A 20057-nucleotide genomic window follows, 5' to 3' on the forward strand; every position below is an offset into this window, starting at 1 on the left:
TACTCTTTATTTTGCCACTTACCGACCAATTAAACGACATTTTAAGTAGCCTTGGGGGTTTCGGACCGGAAATCTGGTTGTCTGTAACCTTTTGTGTTGTGCTGGTCGCCGAGCTACTGCTGGTTCGGGCATTAGCCTTACCCAAAGCTCGTTTATACCTGGCTGGATTAAGTGTTGCCGTACTGCTGGTGGCTGGCGGCTGGTCCGTGCTGTTGCCTACGCGCGGGTTTCTGTTCATGCACCTGCTCTTTATCGACCAGCAAGCCATTTTTATTCAGGTGGTCGTTGCGTTGAGTGCGGTGAGCGTTGTCCTGTACGAAGCTTTCACATCGCCCACTAATCAGGCCATCGACCGGCCGAAGCTGCCGCTGGAGTGGTACTCTCTGCTGGTTGCCATGACACTCGGGTTATTTCTGATGACCTTGTCCGTCAATCTGCTCAGCATTTACCTGAGCATTGAACTGGTTTCCATTTGCTCCTACCTGCTCACCGCGCTCACCGCCGACCGGAAAGCCTCTGAGGGGGGGATCAAGTACCTGCTGTTTGGGGCGATCAGCTCGGCCGTCATGCTCTATGGTATGTCGTTGCTCTACGGCATGACCGGCACCCTCGACCTGACCGCTGAAGCCTTCGGTGCCGAAATGGCCCGGCAGGATGGGGCCGTTGTTGCTGTGGCCATGCTGTTGACACTGGCCGGTTTGTTGTTCAAACTGGCGGGTGTGCCTTTTCATGTCTGGACGCCCGATGCTTACGAAGCGGCTCCGGTGCCGGTAGCGGCATTTTTCTCGGTAGCACCCAAAGCAGCCGCCGTGCTGGTGTTGCTTCGGCTGGTAACTGCTCTGCCCCTGGCGGCATCGGGCTTCGGCTCGACTGCCCTTGTGCTGCAAACGCCACTGGCGGTATTGGCATTGGCGGGTATTCTGATCGGAAACTTATCGGCCCTTCGGCAAACAGATGCCAAGCGACTTCTGGCGTATTCGACTATTGCTCACGCCGGTTTTCTGCTGGTGGGTGTTGTTGCGTTCAATGAAGCCGGTTTCAATGCCGTCTTGTTTTATATTGGCACTTACCTGTTTAGTTCACTGTCGGCTTTCTTTCTCATTGACCTGCTGGCCCGGAGTAACGGAAGCCGACTGGCGATCAAAAATTTTGCCGGTTTAGGAACCCGGCAACCTTTGCTGGCCATTGCGCTGACAGTTGTCATGCTGGCCCTGACAGGATTGCCGCCCACGGTCGGTTTTACCGCAAAACTCCTGTCGTTCTCCGCCCTGTACGACGCTTACCAGCAACGTGGCGATGCCTGGCTGCTGGCGTTGTTTGGGCTGGGTTTACTCAATGCGCTGGTTTCGCTGGTCTATTACCTCAAAATCCCGTTCCTGCTGTTTTTTCGTACAGCACCTGAACCTCTTGAACAAAATACCCCGGTTCGTTTACCTGGAACAGCGGTCTGGCTGGCCGTTGGACTGGTGATCCCTATCGTCCTCTTATTCCTGAAACCTGATCTGTTACTCGACCTCATTACGGCTCCGTAGTCGTTCCATTTCCTCAAAGACAATACATGGTTTCGGAAAAGGCATTGCTGTTTCGTTTCTTTGTATCCTGAAACAAGCTGTTTAGTGAATATGAGTCCGGTTGGTGTCTTGGATATGTCTATTGATGAACTGTTCGATCAGTTCGATAAACTCCGCGTGTTGATTGTCGGTGATGTGATGCTCGACTCTTATGTGTGGGGGCGTGTTGAGCGGATTTCGCCCGAGGCACCGGTTCCCGTTGTAACCGTCGATCGGCGTGAACTGCGTCTGGGTGGCGCCGGAAATGTTTTGTTGAATGTACAGGCATTGGGAGCCGAAGCCATCATTTGCTCCATTATTGGGACCGATGCACCGGGCGATCAGCTCGAACAGGAACTATACAACCGGGGCCTCAACTGCGACGGCCTCATTCGAAGTACAGATCGGATTACAACCATCAAAGAACGCATCATTGCTGGATCGCAGCAGGTGGTTCGGGTGGATACGGAAACGGACAAGTACATCACCGTCGACGAGCGGGCGAAATTAATCGCCAAAGCAAAAGAGCTGATCCCGACTTGCCATGTCGTCATTTTTGAAGATTACGACAAAGGTGTTCTAAGCAAAGAAGCCATTGCCGAAATCACCGATTTTGCCAACGATAAAGGTGTCCCAACGGTTGTTGACCCTAAGAAGCGGAATTTTCTGTCGTACCAGAATACAACGTTGTTCAAGCCGAATCTGAAAGAGCTGAGGGAAGGCCTGAAGGTAGATTTTGATGTCGATAAGCCGGAGGAGTTTCGCGCGGTCGTCAATCAGTTGAAAGAAACTCTGAATTTGAAAGGGGCTCTGATTACCCTTTCGGAGCGGGGAGCGTATATTGATTACAAAGATGAATGCCTGAAATTACCGGCTCATATCCGCAAAATTGCCGATGTATCCGGCGCGGGCGACACGGTCATTAGCATTGCCGCCTGTTGCGTGGCCTTGCAGCAACCCCCGCACATTATTGCCGGCTTGTCGAACCTGGGCGGTGGCTTGGTTTGTGAATCAGTGGGCGTGGTACCCATTGATAAGGCACTGCTTAAACAGGAAGCGAAAGAGAGCTTGTAGTCAGTATCGGGGTGAGCACCCGCGCAGCCGTAGGCTAACCTCTGTTGAGTTACAACTTGGCCTACGGCTGCGCGGGTGCTCACCCCCGATACATTACATGTCTTTAATAGCGTCGACAAAGCACCGCGCCTTGTCGGGGTCGGTATCGGGGTAGATGCCGTGACCGAGGTTGGCAATGTAATGCTGGTGACCGAAGTCGCTGAGCATCTGTTTCACCTCCGCCCGAATCTGGGCAAAATCAGCGTACAGGACACAAGGGTCTAAATTTCCCTGCAAGACTCGGTCGGGTACCAGCGCCCGCGATTCTTTCGGGTCCATGTTCCAGTCCAGTCCTACCACGTCGCAGCTCAACTGGCCAATTTCGTGCCGGGCAAAGAAGGCTCCTTTAGCAAAAACGGTTACGGGTACGTCACGGTCCGGCGTTCCGGAGATCACGTCGCAGATTTGCTTGATATAAGGCAACGAGAATGTCCGGTACTGCTCCGGTGAGAGGATTCCCGCCCACGAATCGAAAATCTGAACCAGATCAACCCCCGCCCGAATCTGCGCCTGTAAGTACGCAATGGTGCTGTCCGTAATTTGCTGGAGCAGCGCGTGAGCGAAGTTGGGATCGGTATAAAGTAATTTCTTGGCTACTGAGAAGGTCTTTGAGCCTTTGCCCTCGGTCATGTAGCAGAAAATAGTGAACGGTGCCCCGGCAAAGCCAATGAGCGGCACCCGATTGTTCAGTTCTTTCTTGGTGAGTTTGATAGCATCCAGTACATAGCCCAAATCACTTTCGGCATCGGCTACGCGCAGGCGGCTCAGGTCGGACTCATTGCGCACAGTGGTCGGGAAAACGGGGCCCCGGCTTTCGATCATTTCATAGGGGAGGCCCATCGCTTCGGGCACGACCAGAATATCGGAGAAAATAATGGCGGCATCCACGTCGAAGGCATCGACTGGCTGAATGGTTACTTCTGCGGCTAATTCCGGGGTTTTGGCCAGCGTGATAAAACTACCGGCCCGCTCCCGAACGGCTCTGTATTGAGGAAGGACACGTCCCGCCTGCCGCATCATCCAGACGGGCACCCGCTCGGTCAATTCGCCCCGCGCGGTGCGGAGTAACAAGTCATTTTGTAAAGTCATGGTGCAAAAGTAAGTCTGAACCGGGATTTTTAGGATTGAAATGATTTATATGATTTTTCCGAAAGCAGGAAGACGGGCCACAGTTACAAACTATGGTCCGACTTTTTATTTGGGCTTGATGTTTAAATATTTCCCAATTTTGCCAAAATCAGGAAATCGTATGCCCTCTCTCTTTATCGACGCCGAACGCCTTCGGGACCTCAACAGTGGTTTAGGGCAGGTTTGCCTGCACCTTGGTCACGAACTTGTTCGCCAACGTCACGATGGGTGGAACCTGACGTTTCTGGTGCCAAAAGGAAAATCGGGTGTTTTTGGTGACTCGGTCTCTTACATTGAAGCATCCTGGCAACGGAAATTGCTGATTCCCGGCAGTTATAATGTCTGGCATTGCCTGCATCAGGATTCATCGTATTTGCCAAATTCGTTGATCAATAAGTCGGCTAAGTTGATGCTGACGATTTACGACCTTAATTTTCTGGAACGGGCCGATTATTCAGCCGCCAAAAAGGAACGTAAACTGGCCCGGTTGCAGCGAAAGATCAACAAGGCATCGTTGCTAACGGCTGGTTCGGCGTTTACGGCTTCGGTCGTTCGGAAGCACCTGACGATTCCGGCAACGACACCCTTCGATGTGGTATATACCGGTGTGGCTGTTGATCCAAAGAACACACCGCCCGAGCTACCCGCCGAGTCGCCCCTGCGCAATTTTACACAGTCTGCTTTTCTCCTGTTTGTGGGTGTCATTCACCCGAAAAAGAACGTACACACGCTGCTGCCGTTGCTCGAAGCGTTTCCCGACTACCGGCTGGTGCTGGCCGGTCCCGACCGCCACCCATATGCTCAACACATCCGCGAACAGGCCGAGAAACTAGGTGTTGCCGACCGGCTATTAGTGGCTGGTTCGGTTGACGAGTCAACAAAATTATGGCTCTACGCTCACTGTGAAGCGTTTTTGTTCCCCTCTCTGACCGAAGGTTTCGGTTTGCCCGTGGCCGAAGCCATGACATTCGGCAAGCCGGTGTTTATCTCTAACCTGACAAGCTTACCCGAAGTGGGCGGCAAAGAAGCATATTACTTCGAGGATTTCGAGCCGGAAACTATGGCCAAAGTGCTCCACGACGGACTGCACGATTTCGGTCAGAACTCTCTGCGCGAGGAGCGATTACGCAAACGGGCCGCCGGATTCAGCTGGCCCAGTGTAGCGGGGGAGTACTGGAAGTTATATGAGGGGTTAGTGAAGTAAATAAACTCGTGTCTATGGTTAGCCTGGCTACAAATAGTATATCGCTAGGCGACGGACGATCCGAGACAACTCCTGGGTGCATCGGTTGAGTTGGCTATTCTGAAACGTGTTCACCGACTCTTTTCATAGTCGTGTAACAACTCACGCATGTAGTGAGCGGTAAGCGCATACAAACATAGTTTTGACACGAACAGTGATACCAGAAATGCCTGAACAACTGATGGCAGCAGCGGCATTAACCAAAAATAACCTATTCCGAGGAGGCCTTGTATGGATGCGAGCAGGGTCTGACGCTTTACAAGATACAATACCTGGACCGGAACATTATGAAGTCCGTGCTGAAAGATGGCTTTCAGATAAGGCCACAGCAGCCCAAGTGAGCCTATTAAAATGCCTCCTAAAAGCCCCTGCCATATACCCTCCGCAAAGCTGGTCCACTTAGGATTCGTGACCGGATCTTGAATGAGAATGAGAAGAGAACAGAAAAAAGTTACAGCATAAACAGGCACCGTCTGCTGCCAAAGCAACGGTTTCTGAAACTGGGTGCGCAATGCCTGCCGCCAACGCTCATCGTACTGCCGGAAGGTGACCAGGTTGTACTGACGCTCCATTTTCTGCAATCCTTTGCGCCCCCAAACGCCTGTTGCGTATCCGTCAGGGCCGTTTCAAAGGTCATGCCCTGCGCCATACGGTCGAGTAGTGCCGTAGTATAATGGTCTGTCAATTCAAGAATCAGTTCCTCGTTTGTGAGCAGGTTCGTCTCGCGAAGGTGACAATCAAGGGCGGATTGTTGGGCGGGTGTGAGCATGGGATGACGTAGTTGAAAAAGGTGAATCAGCCGGCGGTAACGCCCGGAGCAGCCTGTTTTTTATACAATTGAACGTAAGTAAGCGTGTACAAAATAGCAACGAATGCCAGGGCCGCTGACAAACCCGCGTGCCACTCGAACAAGTATGGTCGATTCGGATACCAGCGCGTACCATCTAAAAAGAAGCTGGCTACCAGCGCGGGCAGTTGGATAACGACCAGATACAGGTAATTTCCGTAACGGGCCTGTCGATACACAACTTCCCGGCGGAGTGAAGTAAGTATTTGTCGTTTCTGGATACGCGCTTGCCAGATCAACCGTAATTCGCCGGGGATAAATAATAAATAGGGTGCGAAAACGAGCACCAGAAACGCCAGTGGTAAGGCTCCCGGCGGTACAGCCTTCGCTATGGAATAGGCTAATACGCCAATCAGAAACGTCGTGACCAGCGTAGGCCACCGGAAATAACGACGTACGATGGCCCAGTGCTGTACCTGCATCTGCTTCAGGAGTAATTTTTTGTACCGTTCCTGGATATGCGAAATGCCCTGCCCGCTCCCCAGATTGATCCACGCCTTTCGACTGGCTTCGTCAAACGAGTAACCTTCGTCCATCCTGTGCTCGGTCAGGCTGGCGTAATGGTCTAGTAGTTCATCCAGCACCTCTTTGTAAGAAATGTTCGCTTCCTCAAGCAGGTCCTGATGGAGAACATCGAGTTGGGCGGGTGTGAGCATGTTCGGTTAGTTAAGCGGACTTAGGAAGACGTTGGTTACGTTCTTTCAATAAAATGTGTCTCATCGCCAGCGCGATGGCAGCGTAATAAACAAAGCATAACGTCTGCAGCAAGGTTTCCAGTAATAGGATTGCTGAAACGGGGAGACCTGAGCCGTATTTTGTCAAACCATATTTGTTTAGAAGCAGCAGGGACATCGCGAGCAGGTAGGCCGTAATGTAAACTGGCGAGCTGGGTTGACCGATAGCCTGATTAACCTCATTCCGGTTCCGATAAAAGAAGTACAGGCTCTGGGCAACGCTGGCGAGAACGGAGATCGTAACGAACAGAAAACCAAAACTCAATCCGGTTCTGACGATGTTCTCTTCACCAGTATAGCTATTCACTGCATATAGGCCAACGAACAGACAGGCAGTAAATGGCCATTTTGCGCCGTGCATAAACGAGCGGACAAATTGCCATTCTAGTTGAACGAGTTTTCTATGGTTGTGCACCTGATAGTCCTCTTCCATTTTCAGCAGCCCTTTGCGACCGCCAAATCCGGTATGGATTTCCCGCAGGGCCATATCAAAAGCCATCCCTTGCGCCAGTCGGTCAGTGATACCATTGATGTAATGGTCGGTGAGCTCGCTGATCAGGTCTTCGTTGAGCAACCAGTTTTCCTTACGCAGATGCTGGTCGATGGCGGTGAGTTGGGCGGGAGTGAGCATGGTCGGTTAAGCGAGTTTCAGGCTGAAATTTTCTTTGAAAAGCTGAATGTAACTGACCGCATAGAGCAAGCTAACCATGCATAAGACAAGGCCAACTGTTGAGTGTACCTGAAACAGCCAAATTCTGCTCTTCTCTTCGAATAACGAATTAAGGTTATTTATGCCAAAAACGTAAATCAGATTCCATACAGTGCTAAATGACGCCCGCAGATAGTTCCAGACAATCTTTCGGCTATCCGTTTGTTGGTCTAGGTGCTTCTGATAACCATAGAATAAGATAGCTGAAGGAGACAAACCACAAATGAAGAAAATAGTAAACATGCCATTCGCGGTAATAAGTGGGGCAGTAAAGTACATTAATGCACCAATTAACGCCGTTGTCACAAAGGCAGGCCATCGAAAATAGCTCTTCAGGATTTCAAAGTGCCGGGTTCGTACCTGTGCTGTGATACTTTTCTCATAATCCGTCTGAATCTGCTGCAGGCCTTCGCCACTACCTAATTCGGCCCAGGCCCACTTACTGGCGTCTTCGAACGACATACCGGCGTCTATTTTTCGCTCCGTCAGGCTGGCGTAATGATCCAGCAGTTCGGCCATCACTTCATCGTATTCAATGTTCGCCAGACCAGATAGATCTTGTTGGAGATAGTTAAGTTGGGTGGGAGTGAGCATGGCGGGCTAAACGAATTTATGTTTGTACTGATGCTGGAACAGTTGGATAAAACTCGCGGTGTATAGTAGTACCAGTAGGCAAATGATAACAGAAACGGTCGGATACGTTTGCAAAAATGTCCGGGTTGACTGAGCGCCGTTTTCTGCAAAACTATTGGGCAAATTCAGTCCTAGCTGGACAAGGCTAGCCGCTCGCCCCCCATTATTCAGCATGTATTCCCAGACAACCTTACCGGTTGTAGTCTGTTGGTGAAGCCCGTAGTAATAGCCCCAAAGCAGAAACAGGAATGGTGTCAGACAAATAACACAAACGCCAACAATCAACCATTTGATAGGGATCATGGGCACAGCAATGTACACCAGTACTGAAACAAGCACCGATGTCAGCAGCATGGGCCACCGGAAATAGCTTTTCAAAATAGCCATATGCTGGGTTCTGATCTGACTCTCAATGGCTTTGATCGATGATGCTTCTATATGTTGGACGCCCCGAACCCCACCCAACTGCGTCCAGGCTTTTTTGCTGGCGTCTTCAAAGGGTAGACCGGTTTCCATTTTCTGTTCGGTCAGGCTGGCGTAATGGTCGAGCAATTCATCAATCACATCGTCATATTTGATGTCGCCAAGGCCAATCAAATCGAAGCGCAGGTATTTCAGTTGAAAAGGTGTCAGAGCCATGATTACATGGACGGTTTAAGTTTCATAACCAGATTCAGGTTTTCCAGAAAGGCGGCTAACTCGGCGATGCGCCCGGCGGCTTCGGTATGGCCGGTTTTCGTGAGCGAGTAGTATTTACGGGCGCGGCCATCGACAATCTGGGTTTCGGTGGTGAGCAGACCATCGGCCTCGAGTTTGTGCAGGGCAGGGTAGAGGGCACCTTCGGTAATGGTCATTTCACCCGCCGTCAGGTCTTTCACTTTTTGCGTAATCTCGTAGCCGTACATCTTCTCACGGTCTTCCAGCAACCGCAAAATCATAACCGACAGGCTACCTTTCAATAAAGAGGAATTTGAGGACGTGTTCATGACCCAAACGTACAAAAGAATTTTATATACCTCCAAATCTTAGGTATTAAATCTGAACCCGGATTTGTATGATTTTTTTGATTACTCTGATTTTAAAAGGATGCTTTCTAATGAAAGAATCAGAGTAATCAAAAAAATCACATAAATCCAGGTTCGGATTAACTTTGCACCATCAATGAAAACATACCTTCGATTACTTTCCTTTGCCAAACCACTCGGGCGTTTTCTGACACCGTTCGTGTTTACATCGCTGTTGTCCAGTGTTTTTGGCGTGTTGAATTTTACACTGCTCATTCCGCTGCTCAGCATCCTGTTCGATAAAGTGGACGCGCAGGAAATGAGTGCGTTTCTGAATCAGCCCGCGCCAACGCTCACCACCAGCCCCACCGGTTTTTTTAGATATTACTTTGCGCAGGTCTTTCAGGACTACGGTAAAGTGGGAGCCCTGCAATTCGTCTGCTTCGTCATTATTCTGTCAGTCCTGCTAAATAACCTTTTCAAGTATCTTTCTGTCAGGCAATTGGAATCGTTCAAGGCGAAGATGGTGGCCAAACTGCGTGAGGCTGTTTTTGCCAAAACGCTGGAACTTCATCTGGGCTTTTTTACGAACGAACGCAAAGGCAACCTCATTTCCCGGACTACCACCGACGTGCAGGAAGTGGAAAATTCCATTGCCAACACGCTGTCGGCAGCCTCGAAAGAAGTGTTTCTGTTGATTGGTTACGTCATTGCCCTGCTTACTATTTCGGTAAAGCTGACGCTGTTTGCCATCGTCGTCATTCCCATTTCGGGGGTTTTTATTGCCACGCTGGTCCGCCGGATGAAGCGCGACGCCCAGGAAGGGCAACAGCGATTAAGCGGTTTGGTAAGCCTGCTCGACGAGACCTTTGGCGGTATGCGCGTGGTGAAAGGGTTCGTGGCGGAGGGCTTTATCCTGGATAAATTTCGCCGAGAAAACGAAGGCTACCGCGACGCCATCCGCTCGCTGGCCAACCGGCGCGAACTGGCTTCGCCGTTTTCGGAAGTAGTCGGTGTAGCCGCCGTAGCCAGTATCTTGTTTTATGGCGGGTCGCTGATCCTGAGCGGTCAGTCGGACCTTACGGCATCGGAGTTTATAACCTATATCGCCATTTTCTCGCAGGTGACACGTCCTGCCAAAGATATTTCCAACGCCTTCAGTGGCTCGCAGCGGGGGCTGGCTTCGGGTGAGCGGGTGCTCGAACTGATCGACACGATGCCTGTGGTTCAGGACAAACCCGACGCGGTGACGCTGACTGGTTTCCGGGATAAAATCTCGGTGCAGCATGTGTCATTTGCCTATACTGTTGACACCCCTGTGTTGCGTGATATTACATTCGATCTGCAAAAGGGTAAAACCATTGCGCTGGTGGGTTCGTCGGGGGGGGGGAAATCGACCATTGCTGATTTGATTCCGCGCTTTTATGACCCCACGGCCGGGCAGATTCTGATTGATGGCGTCGACATGCGCGATTGCAGCATGGCTTCCCTGCGCGCACAGATGGGCATCGTGACGCAGGAAAGTATTCTGTTTAACGATACGATCTTCAATAACATCGCCTTTGGTAGTGCCGCTACTGAGGCTCAAATCATGGAAGCGGCCCGGATTGCCAATGCGCACGACTTTATCATGGCGCAGTCGGACGGGTACCAGACCATTATCGGCGACCGGGGCGGCAAGCTGTCTGGCGGTCAGCGGCAGCGCATTAGCATTGCCCGCGCCATCCTGAAAAATCCACCGATCCTGATTCTAGATGAAGCTACTTCCGCCCTCGATACCGAATCCGAAAAACTGGTACAGGAAGCCCTGACGCGCCTGATGGCCAACCGTACCACCCTCGTGATTGCTCACCGGCTCAGTACGATTCAACACGCCGACGAGATTCTGGTGGTCAATCAGGGACGCATTGTAGAGCGCGGTCGGCACGACGAACTGCTCACCCTGGACGAAGGCTTCTACCGGAAGTTGAGCACGATGCAGAGTGTGTAAGTCACGCCCGACCGCCGAAGCGTCGATGCGTTGGTACTACAGTTACTTACCACTAACCATAATCCACCAGTCCGGGCCGCTGAACACCTTGTACTTCTCCGAAAAATTACCCTGATTGACGGCGATGGAGAAGTTGAGCAGACTGTTCACATAAGCGACATCCTCGCCAACCGGAGCTTCCCCAAACGTATTGACCATTCGGATGGTCTTGTCGTACCGTGTGGTAGTACCCTGAAAGATTTGTACCCGCACCGACGCGCCGGGTTTCACGCCCAGCCGGTCGATTATAGCCCGTGGAATGTTGCTCCAGACATTGCCATACTGAACATCGAGCACGGGGATGTTTCCTTTCACAACCCCATTGTCAAGATCAGCTTTCTGGTAGTCCAGCTTAACGACCTGTGCGGGAAGCTTCGGACCGACTTGCTGAAACGTGATGGTATGGGCAGCCAATCGGGCGGCTGTATAGGCATATACGTCGCGGCCGTGGAAGGTGTAGGATGCGCCTGAGTTTTTCAATCGGTTAATCGCTTCGTCGATCTGCCTGATCTCAGCAATGCCGAGGTGTTCGGCCAGTAAGGTAAGCGTGCCGTTATCGGGTGTAACGATGTACTGTCCGGTTTTTGTGAGCATCACCACCGATTTCCGCTCGGTACCCACACCGGGGTCGCAAACTGAGACGAAAACGGTTCCCCTGGGGTAGTAAGGCACGGTCTGGTATAACCGGTAGGCTGCCTCCCAGATGTTATAAGCTGGAATTTCGTGGGTAAGGTCTTCCAGTTTAAGCGCTGGCGATACGCCCAGGGCAACCCCTTTCATCGCTGAAACGGCTCCATCTTTCAAGCCAAAGTCGGATTGAAAAACAACGATGCCATTCTGGGCTTTTGCTGGTGAAACCAATACGAATAGCAGCAGAATACCCAGGCTATATAGACGTCGCATCATAAACATACGCAGGTAAATGGTGTATAATGCTCAATGTACGCAGAATGTGTTCGTTACTCAACAGGGGGTTTATACGTATGGTAAACGGCCAGACCCAGGCCTGCTTTACTGACTACATCGGCGACCGTATACAGAATATGAATACTATTGAAGTCGATAGGGGCGAAGGTCAGAAAATAACCCAGTGGATAGGCCAGAGCAAATGCGGCCAGCGAAATCGTTATAAGCTGATTGACAGGCTGGGGGCTGGCCTGCTTTAAATGGGGTAGTAACGTTCGTACTACGACGGCATAGCCGAGGAGAGAAACAAGACCCCAAATCAGTTTGGGACCGACTAAAATTTCGTTGTCGAAGCCAAGCTGCTCATGACCGATATAGCCGGTTAGAATCATGAAAAAACTGGCTCCCATCAGCATGATGGGCAGCCGGCTCTGCTTTACGGTCGTATTGGTGCGTAGCAGAACCACTTGAATCAGCAGCAGCGGAATTGTGACGGCCCAATCCATAAACCGGTATTGGCCTATGGCGTTGTACGATTCGCGGATAAGAACCTGTCGGTCATTGGGGCTGGTAACCGTAGCCAGCTCGGCCAGCATGATATGGTAATGACTCTGAATCTGGTAGTAAGAGAAGCCCGCAATGGCAGCAATAACTGCGGTAAGGATCAGCGCAGGTTGAAGGGGCTGGGGTGTTGTGGCCGGACGCATGGCCAGAGACGCGATGAATGCACCCAGAAAAAGATAGGTAGCCACTACTAAGAAGAAGTAGGTAACTAACGGAAAAACGCCAACGACACCCGCCGTTGGAACAAACGAATCAGCTATTTCCATGAATGTACTAACGTTAGTAGCGTCAAAACTAACGTTAGTACATTCATGGTGCAACGATTGGCGTTATTTAGGCGTGGGTGCCATCGTTTTCATCTGCTGCATCTGTTGGGTCGACTGGTCGATCAACTGCTGCGCGTAAGTCTTCAGAGAATTATTCTTACCGTATTGCAGGTAAGTCTTTGCCAAATCGATTGCGTCCTGTCGCTGGTCGATCAAAAGGGTCGAGAAATTCTTATCCAGATTACTAGTCAGCTTATCGCTGGACCCCGTCTGCTGTAGCTTCAGGTTAATTGCTTCTACATTCCGGTTTTGCTGCTGTGTAAACGCCTGATTTGGCCGCGTTGGCTTTATGTTGGACAGGGTGTTATTCAGTTGAGAAAGTTCGGATTCGCTGGCGGTCAGCAATGTCTGCGCCATCTTTTTCAAAGACGAGTCTTTCCCATTCTGAATTTCCTGCTTTAACAAGTCCTGAGCCCCCTGGGCATGAATTTTAGCCTGAAAAGCATAGTCGAAGTCCGGGTCGCCGGTTGCCTGTAACTTTTTTAGTTTTGTAACCATCTGCTGAAGCGGTTGCAACAGCATTGTTTTGGCGGGGTCGCTGGCTGTTGAGGCACTGGCTGTTGCGCCACCCGTTGTTGCCTGGGCGCAGGCTACCAGCGAACCGCCGGACAGGAGAGCCGCCAGTGCCCAAGCGGCTAAGTTGAATTGGAACGTTTTCATTAGGCGTACTTATTTTTTGCTGTTAAACTAAACCTATTCTGTACTAAAGACAAGAATCTATGAAGAAGGTTTAACGGACTTTCGTTCTCTATCAACGAATTGTGTGGTACGGGGTTCTTGAAACCGATGTACTTAAGCACTGGATGACTGATTACACGCAGAAAAGCCCGGCCTGCATCTCACAGGCCGGGCTCAATACTATAGATGGGTTTGTTACAACCGAATGATCTCGGCACCAATGGCATTTAGCCGGGTGTCGATGTTCTGGTAGCCCCGGTCAATCTGCTCGATGTTATCAATGATGCTCGTGCCCTGCGCCGACATAGCGGCAATGAGCAAGGCAACGCCCGCCCGGATATCCGGCGACGACATGCGGATGCCTTTCAGGGGAATCTGGCGATTTAAGCCAACAACCGTAGCGCGGTGCGGATCGCACAGAATAATCTGAGCGCCCATGTCGATGAGTTTGTCAACGAAGAACAGTCGACTTTCGAACATTTTCTGATGGATCAGCAGCGTTCCCTGCGCCTGCACGGCGGTTACGAGAACAATGCTCAGCAGATCAGGTGTAAAACCAGGCCAGGGCGCATCGGCAACGGTCATCATGCCGCCATCCAGAAAACTTTCGATCTGGTAACGTTCCTGAGCCGGAATAAAAATATCGTCGCCCCGGAATTCCATCTGGATACCTAACCGCTTGAACTGGTCAGGGATAATGCCCAACTCCGGAATCCGACAGTTTTTAATCGTAATTTCCGACTGCGTCATGGCGGCCAGCCCGATAAACGAGCCAATCTCGATCATGTCGGGTAGCATGGTGTGCTCCGTGCCGTGTAATTCCGAGACGCCCTCAATGGTGAGCAGATTGGAGCCTACACCGGTTATTTTGGCACCCATGGAGTTCAGCATCTTGCTCAGTTGCTGCAGGTAGGGTTCGCAGGCGGCATTATAGATCTGCGTCGTGCCCTCGGCCATAACCGCGGCCATAAGTACGTTGGCGGTACCGGTTACCGAGGCTTCATCGAGCAGCATATAGGTGCCGCGCAGGTTGCTGGCATCCACCTGATAATAACCACCGTCGTTGGCATCGTAGTTGAACTGGGCACCCAGTTTCTCGAATCCTAAAAAGTGCGTATCCAACCGGCGCCGACCAATTTTGTCGCCACCCGGCCGGGGAATACGCCCTTTCTTGAAGCGGGCCAGCATAGGGCCGAGCAACATAACCGATCCCCGCAAGGCGGCTGCTTTGCGCTTATAAGTGTCGGTTTCGAGGTAATCGAGGTTGACGTCACTGGCCTGAAATCGGTACGAACTTTCGCCGATTTTAGTAACCCATACACCTAGATCGCCCAGCAGGTCGATAAGCTGATTCACGTCCCGAATGCCCGGAATGTTATGAATCGTAATGGGTTCTTTGGTGAGCAGTACGGCACACAGAATTTGGAGAGCTTCGTTTTTTGCTCCCTGCGGATTCAGTTCGCCTTTAAGTTTACGTCCGCCAGTAATTTGAAAAGATGCCATTTAGGAAATGATGAATTATGAATTATAAATGATGAACGAGTTACCGGAACAGGTGAATAAGAAAACGGTCAAAAGCCGACCTGAACCCGTTATCCTTTATAACTGGAATTTACCGTCTGCGACGGTCGTTGTTTCTGTTTTGGTCATTGCGGTTACGGCTGCCAAAATTCCGTGGATTCTGCCCGCCATCGCCGTTGCGGTCATTGCGGTTGTTAGGCCGTCCCTGCGAATTATCGTTCCGGTTTCGGTTATTGACATTACGCGGGTTTTGTCCGTTTTCATTATTCCCGTTGCGGTCATTGCGGTTATTAGGCCGTCCCTGAGGGCCGTTGTTGCGGTCGTTACGGAAATTGTTGCCGCCATTCCCAATGCGCTGTGGCTGGTCGCCGGTACGCTCGCGGGGGGTCGATTCAACGAGGCCCTGCTCCCGGATGAGCTTTATATCATCGGAAAGTTTACCGTTCGAGAGTTCGATCAGGCTTTGATAAATCGTTTCATCTTCAACGGATTCTTTATTCCAGGCTTGATAGAAGGTCCGCATCAGGCGCGTCAGGTAAGAAACAAAGGCGCGTCGTTCTTCGGGTTCTTCCAGGGCAACTGCTTTGGCAATGAGTAGATCGACATTCCGGCCAAAATGTCTGAATTTCAGGTTATGGGTGTTATAAGGAACCCGCTGGGGTTTTTTGCCGAGTGCTTCTTCCGATGGGGGTGGGTAGGGGCTATCCACATCCAGCGTAAAATTAGACATGATGTACAGGTCGTCCCACAATTTATTGTAGTAGTCCTGACCATCCTTCATGTTGGGATGGATTTGTCGCATCAACTCAATCAGGATATGTGCATACCGAGTTCGGGTTGAGCGATCGTCAATGTTGACCATATTGTCAACGAGCTTTTGGATACTACTGCCGTATTCTTTCAAGGGCTTGCCCGATAGGTGATAAAGTAACAAAAGTACAAAGGAATGGGCCAAGGGACAAGGGGTAATGAGTGTAGGGCCTCGGGATGCCAGGCAAAGGCGTAGGGCAGCGGGGTAAGGACTGGGGATAGGGGAAAGCATATGGGTAACGAAGAATGAGGAATCAGGAAGTGCTATATTTGTACCCTGATTTTGTCGCCCGTACCCTTCTGCCCAAGGCCCAACGCCCTTTACTCATGCCTGCTGCCCAACGTCCGCTGCTACCTATCTACAGAGCCGAATTTACCGATACCCTTCGACTGAGTATACCCATCATCATTGCCCAGTTAGGTGTGGTGCTGATGGGCGTAACAGACAATCTGTTTGTAGGACGATTGCTGGGGGCGGTGCCTCTGGGTGCTTCCGGCCTGGCCAACTCACTGTCTTTTCTGATGTCGAGCATTGGCGTAGGGTGCATGTCGGTTGTGGCGGCTTTAGTCTCCAAAGCCAGCAACCAGAACGATTCGGCGGCAGTGAATCGGTTATTTCGGGCCGGGTTACGGGTGGCCGGGCTATTGAGTATTCTGCTGGGCGGTTTGTCTATACTGCTGGCTTTCAACTTTAAGCTGTTCGGCCAAACACCCGAAGTAACGCGGCTGGCGCGCGACTTTATGCTGATTTTAAGTGCGTCACTTCTACCGCTGCTAATTTTTGTAGCCGCCCGTCAACTGTGCGATGGGCTTCGATATCCTCGGGTGGCCATGGCCATCACGTTATCTGCACTAGGGATAAACGCACTTTTCAACTACGTATTCATAAAAGGTGTCGGTCCATTTCCTGAACTGGGACTAATGGGTTCGGCCCTGGCAACCTTACTATCCCGGACGTTCATGGCGGGGGCAATGCTGCTCTATATCTACCGAACGGCGCACTTTAGGCCCTACCTGAAAAAGGAATTCAAGTCATTGCCGTCCAAAGAGGAAGCCTGGATTATTTTACGGCTGGGTATTCCGGGTGGCCTTACGTTTTTCTTTGAGGTAGCTACCTTTTCACTGGCGGTTGTCATTGTGGGCTGGCTGGGAGAGGCTCAACTGGCCGCTCATCAGATTGCCATCAATATGGCATCGGTGACCTACATGATGGCAACGGGTATTTCGTCGGCGGCTGCCATCCGGGTCAGTGCGGCCGTAGGACGGGGAAGCCGGGAGGATGTCTGGCGAGCCGGCGTGTCGGCCTTTCTTCTGTCGATAAGTTTTATGAGCGTTGCGGCTCTTATCTTCCTGACGGCCAACGACTGGCTCGTGACGCTTTACCTCCGCGACAATCCGGCCGTAATGAGCATTGCGGCTTCGCTGGTGATCATGGCGGGGTTTTTCCAGCTCTCCGATGGGGTGCAGGTTGTAGCACTGGGTGGCTTGCGGGGGCTTTCGGATGTGAACGTGCCCACACTCATTACACTATTTTCTTACTGGATGGTTGCCCTGCCGCTGAGTTACATCCTCGCGTTTCCGATGGGTATGGATGCCGTTGGAGTCTGGATTGGTTTATTGGCGGGACTTTCCATTGCCGCCGTTCTGCTTACCTGGCGTTTCTTCCAGCGGGTAAAACGAGCCGACATTTTTCCCGGAGTCCGGCTAATGGATGTTCCGGCAACCTGACCCGTTAGCGCATACTGTCCAGCATTTCATCACGCGTTGGGCGCTCGGTAGCCAGATCGTATCCAATACCAGCGCGGTCCAGATGGTCCATAAACGTTGTGTATGCGTCTTTCTCAACCGAAAAAACATACCAGTTTTCGTAAGGCTCATTGAACAATTCGACTTCGGTTAGCGAAGCCCGTTTTTGCAGTGACTGGTATTGAGCCCTGTCGAGGGTGTTTTGTTTGATAAGGAAATACCACATACGGTAATTTAGAAATTGACTATTGGTAAACACAAAAAACGCGCAACGGTTCGTTGCGCGTTTTTTAATGAATCGAAGTTGACACCGACCTACTTATTAACAGCCATATGAGCAGCCGTAATGTAATCGGCCAGTACCAAACCTGCTTCGTTGAGATACAGGTCTTTCTTCTTTTTGGATGTTGCTGGCGTCGCAGCCGCAACAGTTTCTGGCTCATCCGTTGAGGGGGCCGACAACTGCGACACTTTATTAGCCGCTGCGCGCTTACGTTCCGCTTCCTCGCGTTCTTTCCGGCGCTTGGTTTCCTGCAGCGACACAACCGTATTCTCTTTCGCTTTCTTAAAGTCGGCCAGTTCCTGCGCCAGTTGCTTTAGTTCAGGGTCTGACTTAAGCCGCTGGTCGAACCGTTCACGAAGCCGGCTCAGGATCTTATCATCAATACCGCGAGACTGCTCAAAGCGGGTCGAGTTAATCTGATCCCAGGGTAGCGCACTTGGCTGTGAGCTTTCGCCATACTCTTCGGCCGAAAAAGCGGAAGGCAATTGAACATCCGGCGTTACACCTTTGTGCTGTGTGCTGCTTCCGTTGATGCGATAAAACTTCTGAATGGTCATTTTCACCTGACCAATTTTTTCCGGCTCTTTGGGCAACCACTCACTCAGGTCGACCATCGTTTGCACCGTGCCTTTGCCGTAAGTTTGACCACCCACGATAATACCGCGCTTGTAATCCTGAATAGCAGCCGCAAAAATTTCCGAAGCCGACGCGCTGAAACGGTTAACCAGAACAGCCAGTGGGCCGTCGTAGAACACCGTTCCGCCATCTTTATCTGAGTAAACTTCCGTTTCGCCCGACGATTCTTTCACCTGAACAACCGGACCTTTGGGAATGAACAAACCCGTCAGGTCAATGGATTCGGTCAATGAGCCACCGCCATTGTCGCGGAGGTCAATGACAATACCCGCCACTTTCTCTGCTTTAAGCGAATCGATCAATCGCTTAACATCGCTCGTGGTGCTGCTAAATCCCTCTTCGCGCTTGCGTGCTCCTTCGAAATCCCGGTAAAATATGGGGATGTTGATAACCCCAATCTTGAACGGTTTGCCATTGTCAGTCACTTCGATGATCTCTTTCTTGGCACGCTGTTCTTCCAGTTTTATCTTTTCCCGAACCAGTCGAATTTCTTTAGGTGGAGCACCCGCCAGCGAATTTGGTGATATGACCTGTAAACGAACGATCGTTCCTTTAGGCCCTTTGATGAGCTTCACAACTTCATCGACCTGCCAGTTCATGGTGTTCACCATTGCGCCGTTATCGCCCTGCGCAACACCGGCTATTTTATCGTCTTTGTTGAGCAGCTTGCTTTTAAACGCCGGGCCACCGGGCAGAACGTCCATGATCCGGATGTAGTCGCCATCTTCGCGCAGAATAGCGCCAATGCCTTCCAGAGACTGGCTCATATCCTGATTGAACCGATCGGCCGTGCTTGGCGACAGGTAGTTGGTGTGCGGATCGAGCGCTTCGGCGAATGAGTTCATGTACATCTGGAACACATCTGCGCTTTTAACCCGGTTAATGGCTTTGTCGAGGTTGGTGTACCGCTGGGTCATCAAGGCGACCACGGCACTGTCTTTCCGATTGCCCAACTTAAGCTCGAGGGCCTGGTTCTTGAGGATTTTCGTCCACAGCTCATTCTGCTCTTCTACCGTCTTGGGCCAGGCTGCTTTCTCCCGATTTGTATTAAAGCTTTCGTCGGCGGTAAAGGTAAACGGCTTTTTGATTTGCGCTTTAATGAAATCACTACGTTCCTGATACCGCTTCCGATAGAGGTTAAACAAATCATAAGCTGCCGTCAGGTCGCCGTTGATAAGCGCGTCATCGATCTGATACCGATACTTCTCAAACGAGGCTACGTCCGATGCCAGAAAATACGTTTTGTTACCATCCAGTTCTTTCAGGTAATTATCCCAAACGACCGATGAGAGGGAGTCATTGAGCTTTACTTTTCGGTAGTGATACGTTGTCAGCAGCTTTGCTACCAGCGTTTCGACTTTTTCCTGCGAGACAGATGGCTTCAACTCCTCACCGGGGCCAGCATTTTTACTTCCATCCACAACGCCCGTAGAACTGGATTGCCCGTGTGTTTTGGGAGCACCATTCGAAGGCGAATCCGGCTGAAAACTCAGCATCAGCACGGGTACTAGGGTCACCAGATACTTTTTCATCTATATTACCCAGGTTAATGGCGAAAGAGCGGAAGAGTGAAAGAGCGAGCCGCTGATGGAGTGAA

19 protein-coding genes are annotated in these 20057 nt (G+C 51.1%); 5 read left to right on the plus strand and 14 right to left on the minus strand.

Annotation, left to right across the window (positions count from 1 at the left end):
- The first annotated feature begins 11 nt into the window (after positions 1-11).
- Positions 12-1532: an NADH-quinone oxidoreductase subunit N gene (locus tag ACYVJM_RS14230; protein WP_461148897.1), complete on the plus strand. Its 1521-nt coding sequence runs from the start codon at positions 12-14 to the stop codon at positions 1530-1532.
- 90 nt (positions 1533-1622) lie between these two features.
- Positions 1623-2624 (plus strand): bifunctional heptose 7-phosphate kinase/heptose 1-phosphate adenyltransferase, encoded by a 1002-nt coding sequence (locus tag ACYVJM_RS14235; RefSeq protein WP_461148898.1) that lies wholly within the window; start codon positions 1623-1625, stop codon positions 2622-2624.
- Between the two features lie 93 nt (positions 2625-2717).
- Here the strand turns inward: ACYVJM_RS14235 and hemE are convergent, their stop codons facing one another.
- On the minus strand, positions 2718-3752 hold the full coding sequence (gene hemE, locus ACYVJM_RS14240) for a uroporphyrinogen decarboxylase (RefSeq protein WP_461148899.1): 1035 nt from the start codon (positions 3750-3752) through the stop codon (positions 2718-2720).
- A 160-nt stretch (positions 3753-3912) separates the two neighbouring features.
- On the opposite strand from hemE, the gene ACYVJM_RS14245 reads away from it, so the two are divergent.
- Positions 3913-4995: a glycosyltransferase family 4 protein gene (locus ACYVJM_RS14245; protein ID WP_461148900.1), complete on the plus strand. Its 1083-nt coding sequence runs from the start codon at positions 3913-3915 to the stop codon at positions 4993-4995.
- A 490-nt stretch (positions 4996-5485) separates the two neighbouring features.
- Here the strand turns inward: ACYVJM_RS14245 and ACYVJM_RS14250 are convergent, their stop codons facing one another.
- Genes ACYVJM_RS14250 through ACYVJM_RS14275 form a run of 6 tightly spaced genes read right to left on the minus strand, consistent with a single transcriptional unit; the run spans position 5486 to position 8943 of the window.
- Complete coding sequence (locus tag ACYVJM_RS14250) at positions 5486-5803, minus strand: hypothetical protein (protein WP_461148901.1); 318 nt, start codon at positions 5801-5803, stop codon at positions 5486-5488.
- Between the two features lie 26 nt (positions 5804-5829).
- Positions 5830-6537 carry a hypothetical protein gene (locus ACYVJM_RS14255; protein ID WP_461148902.1) on the minus strand — a complete coding sequence of 236 codons (708 nt, stop codon included), beginning with the start codon at positions 6535-6537 and terminating at the stop codon, positions 5830-5832.
- Positions 6538-6547: 10 nt separating this feature from the next.
- Positions 6548-7246, minus strand: a complete 699-nt coding sequence (locus ACYVJM_RS14260; protein ID WP_461148903.1) for a hypothetical protein — start codon at positions 7244-7246, stop codon at positions 6548-6550.
- A 6-nt stretch (positions 7247-7252) separates the two neighbouring features.
- Positions 7253-7918 (minus strand): hypothetical protein, encoded by a 666-nt coding sequence (locus ACYVJM_RS14265; protein ID WP_461148904.1) that lies wholly within the window; start codon positions 7916-7918, stop codon positions 7253-7255.
- Between the two features lie 6 nt (positions 7919-7924).
- Positions 7925-8596, minus strand: coding sequence for a hypothetical protein (locus ACYVJM_RS14270; RefSeq protein ID WP_461148905.1), 672 nt, complete (start codon positions 8594-8596; stop codon positions 7925-7927).
- Between the two features lie 2 nt (positions 8597-8598).
- Positions 8599-8943: a PadR family transcriptional regulator gene (locus tag ACYVJM_RS14275; protein WP_461148906.1), complete on the minus strand. Its 345-nt coding sequence runs from the start codon at positions 8941-8943 to the stop codon at positions 8599-8601.
- Positions 8944-9118: 175 nt separating this feature from the next.
- Here ACYVJM_RS14275 and ACYVJM_RS14280 point away from each other — a divergent pair, with 175 nt between their 5' ends.
- Positions 9119-10951, plus strand: coding sequence for an ABC transporter ATP-binding protein (locus ACYVJM_RS14280; protein ID WP_461148907.1), 1833 nt, complete (start codon positions 9119-9121; stop codon positions 10949-10951).
- A gap of 42 nt (positions 10952-10993) precedes the next feature.
- On the opposite strand, the gene ACYVJM_RS14285 is transcribed toward ACYVJM_RS14280, so the two are convergent.
- From ACYVJM_RS14285 to ACYVJM_RS14305, 5 genes are all read right to left on the minus strand, one after another.
- Positions 10994-11896: an SAM hydrolase/SAM-dependent halogenase family protein gene (locus tag ACYVJM_RS14285; RefSeq protein ID WP_461148908.1), complete on the minus strand. Its 903-nt coding sequence runs from the start codon at positions 11894-11896 to the stop codon at positions 10994-10996.
- Positions 11897-11949: 53 nt separating this feature from the next.
- Positions 11950-12726, minus strand: a complete 777-nt coding sequence (locus ACYVJM_RS14290) for a bacteriorhodopsin (protein WP_461148909.1) — start codon at positions 12724-12726, stop codon at positions 11950-11952.
- Positions 12727-12789: 63 nt separating this feature from the next.
- Positions 12790-13446 (minus strand): DUF305 domain-containing protein, encoded by a 657-nt coding sequence (locus ACYVJM_RS14295; protein WP_461148910.1) that lies wholly within the window; start codon positions 13444-13446, stop codon positions 12790-12792.
- Between the two features lie 213 nt (positions 13447-13659).
- Positions 13660-14967: a UDP-N-acetylglucosamine 1-carboxyvinyltransferase gene (murA, locus tag ACYVJM_RS14300; protein WP_461148911.1), complete on the minus strand. Its 1308-nt coding sequence runs from the start codon at positions 14965-14967 to the stop codon at positions 13660-13662.
- Positions 14968-15076: 109 nt separating this feature from the next.
- Positions 15077-15889 (minus strand): DUF4290 domain-containing protein, encoded by an 813-nt coding sequence (locus ACYVJM_RS14305; protein ID WP_461149225.1) that lies wholly within the window; start codon positions 15887-15889, stop codon positions 15077-15079.
- Positions 15890-16122: 233 nt separating this feature from the next.
- Here ACYVJM_RS14305 and ACYVJM_RS14310 point away from each other — a divergent pair, with 233 nt between their 5' ends.
- Positions 16123-17523: an MATE family efflux transporter gene (locus tag ACYVJM_RS14310; protein ID WP_461148912.1), complete on the plus strand. Its 1401-nt coding sequence runs from the start codon at positions 16123-16125 to the stop codon at positions 17521-17523.
- Positions 17524-17527: 4 nt separating this feature from the next.
- On the opposite strand, the gene ACYVJM_RS14315 is transcribed toward ACYVJM_RS14310, so the two are convergent.
- Positions 17528-17767: a hypothetical protein gene (locus tag ACYVJM_RS14315; protein WP_461148913.1), complete on the minus strand. Its 240-nt coding sequence runs from the start codon at positions 17765-17767 to the stop codon at positions 17528-17530.
- Between the two features lie 89 nt (positions 17768-17856).
- Positions 17857-19992 carry a carboxy terminal-processing peptidase gene (locus ACYVJM_RS14320; protein ID WP_461148914.1) on the minus strand — a complete coding sequence of 712 codons (2136 nt, stop codon included), beginning with the start codon at positions 19990-19992 and terminating at the stop codon, positions 17857-17859.
- Between the last annotated feature and the right edge of the window lie 65 nt (positions 19993-20057).

The organism is Spirosoma pulveris (assembly GCF_054781875.1).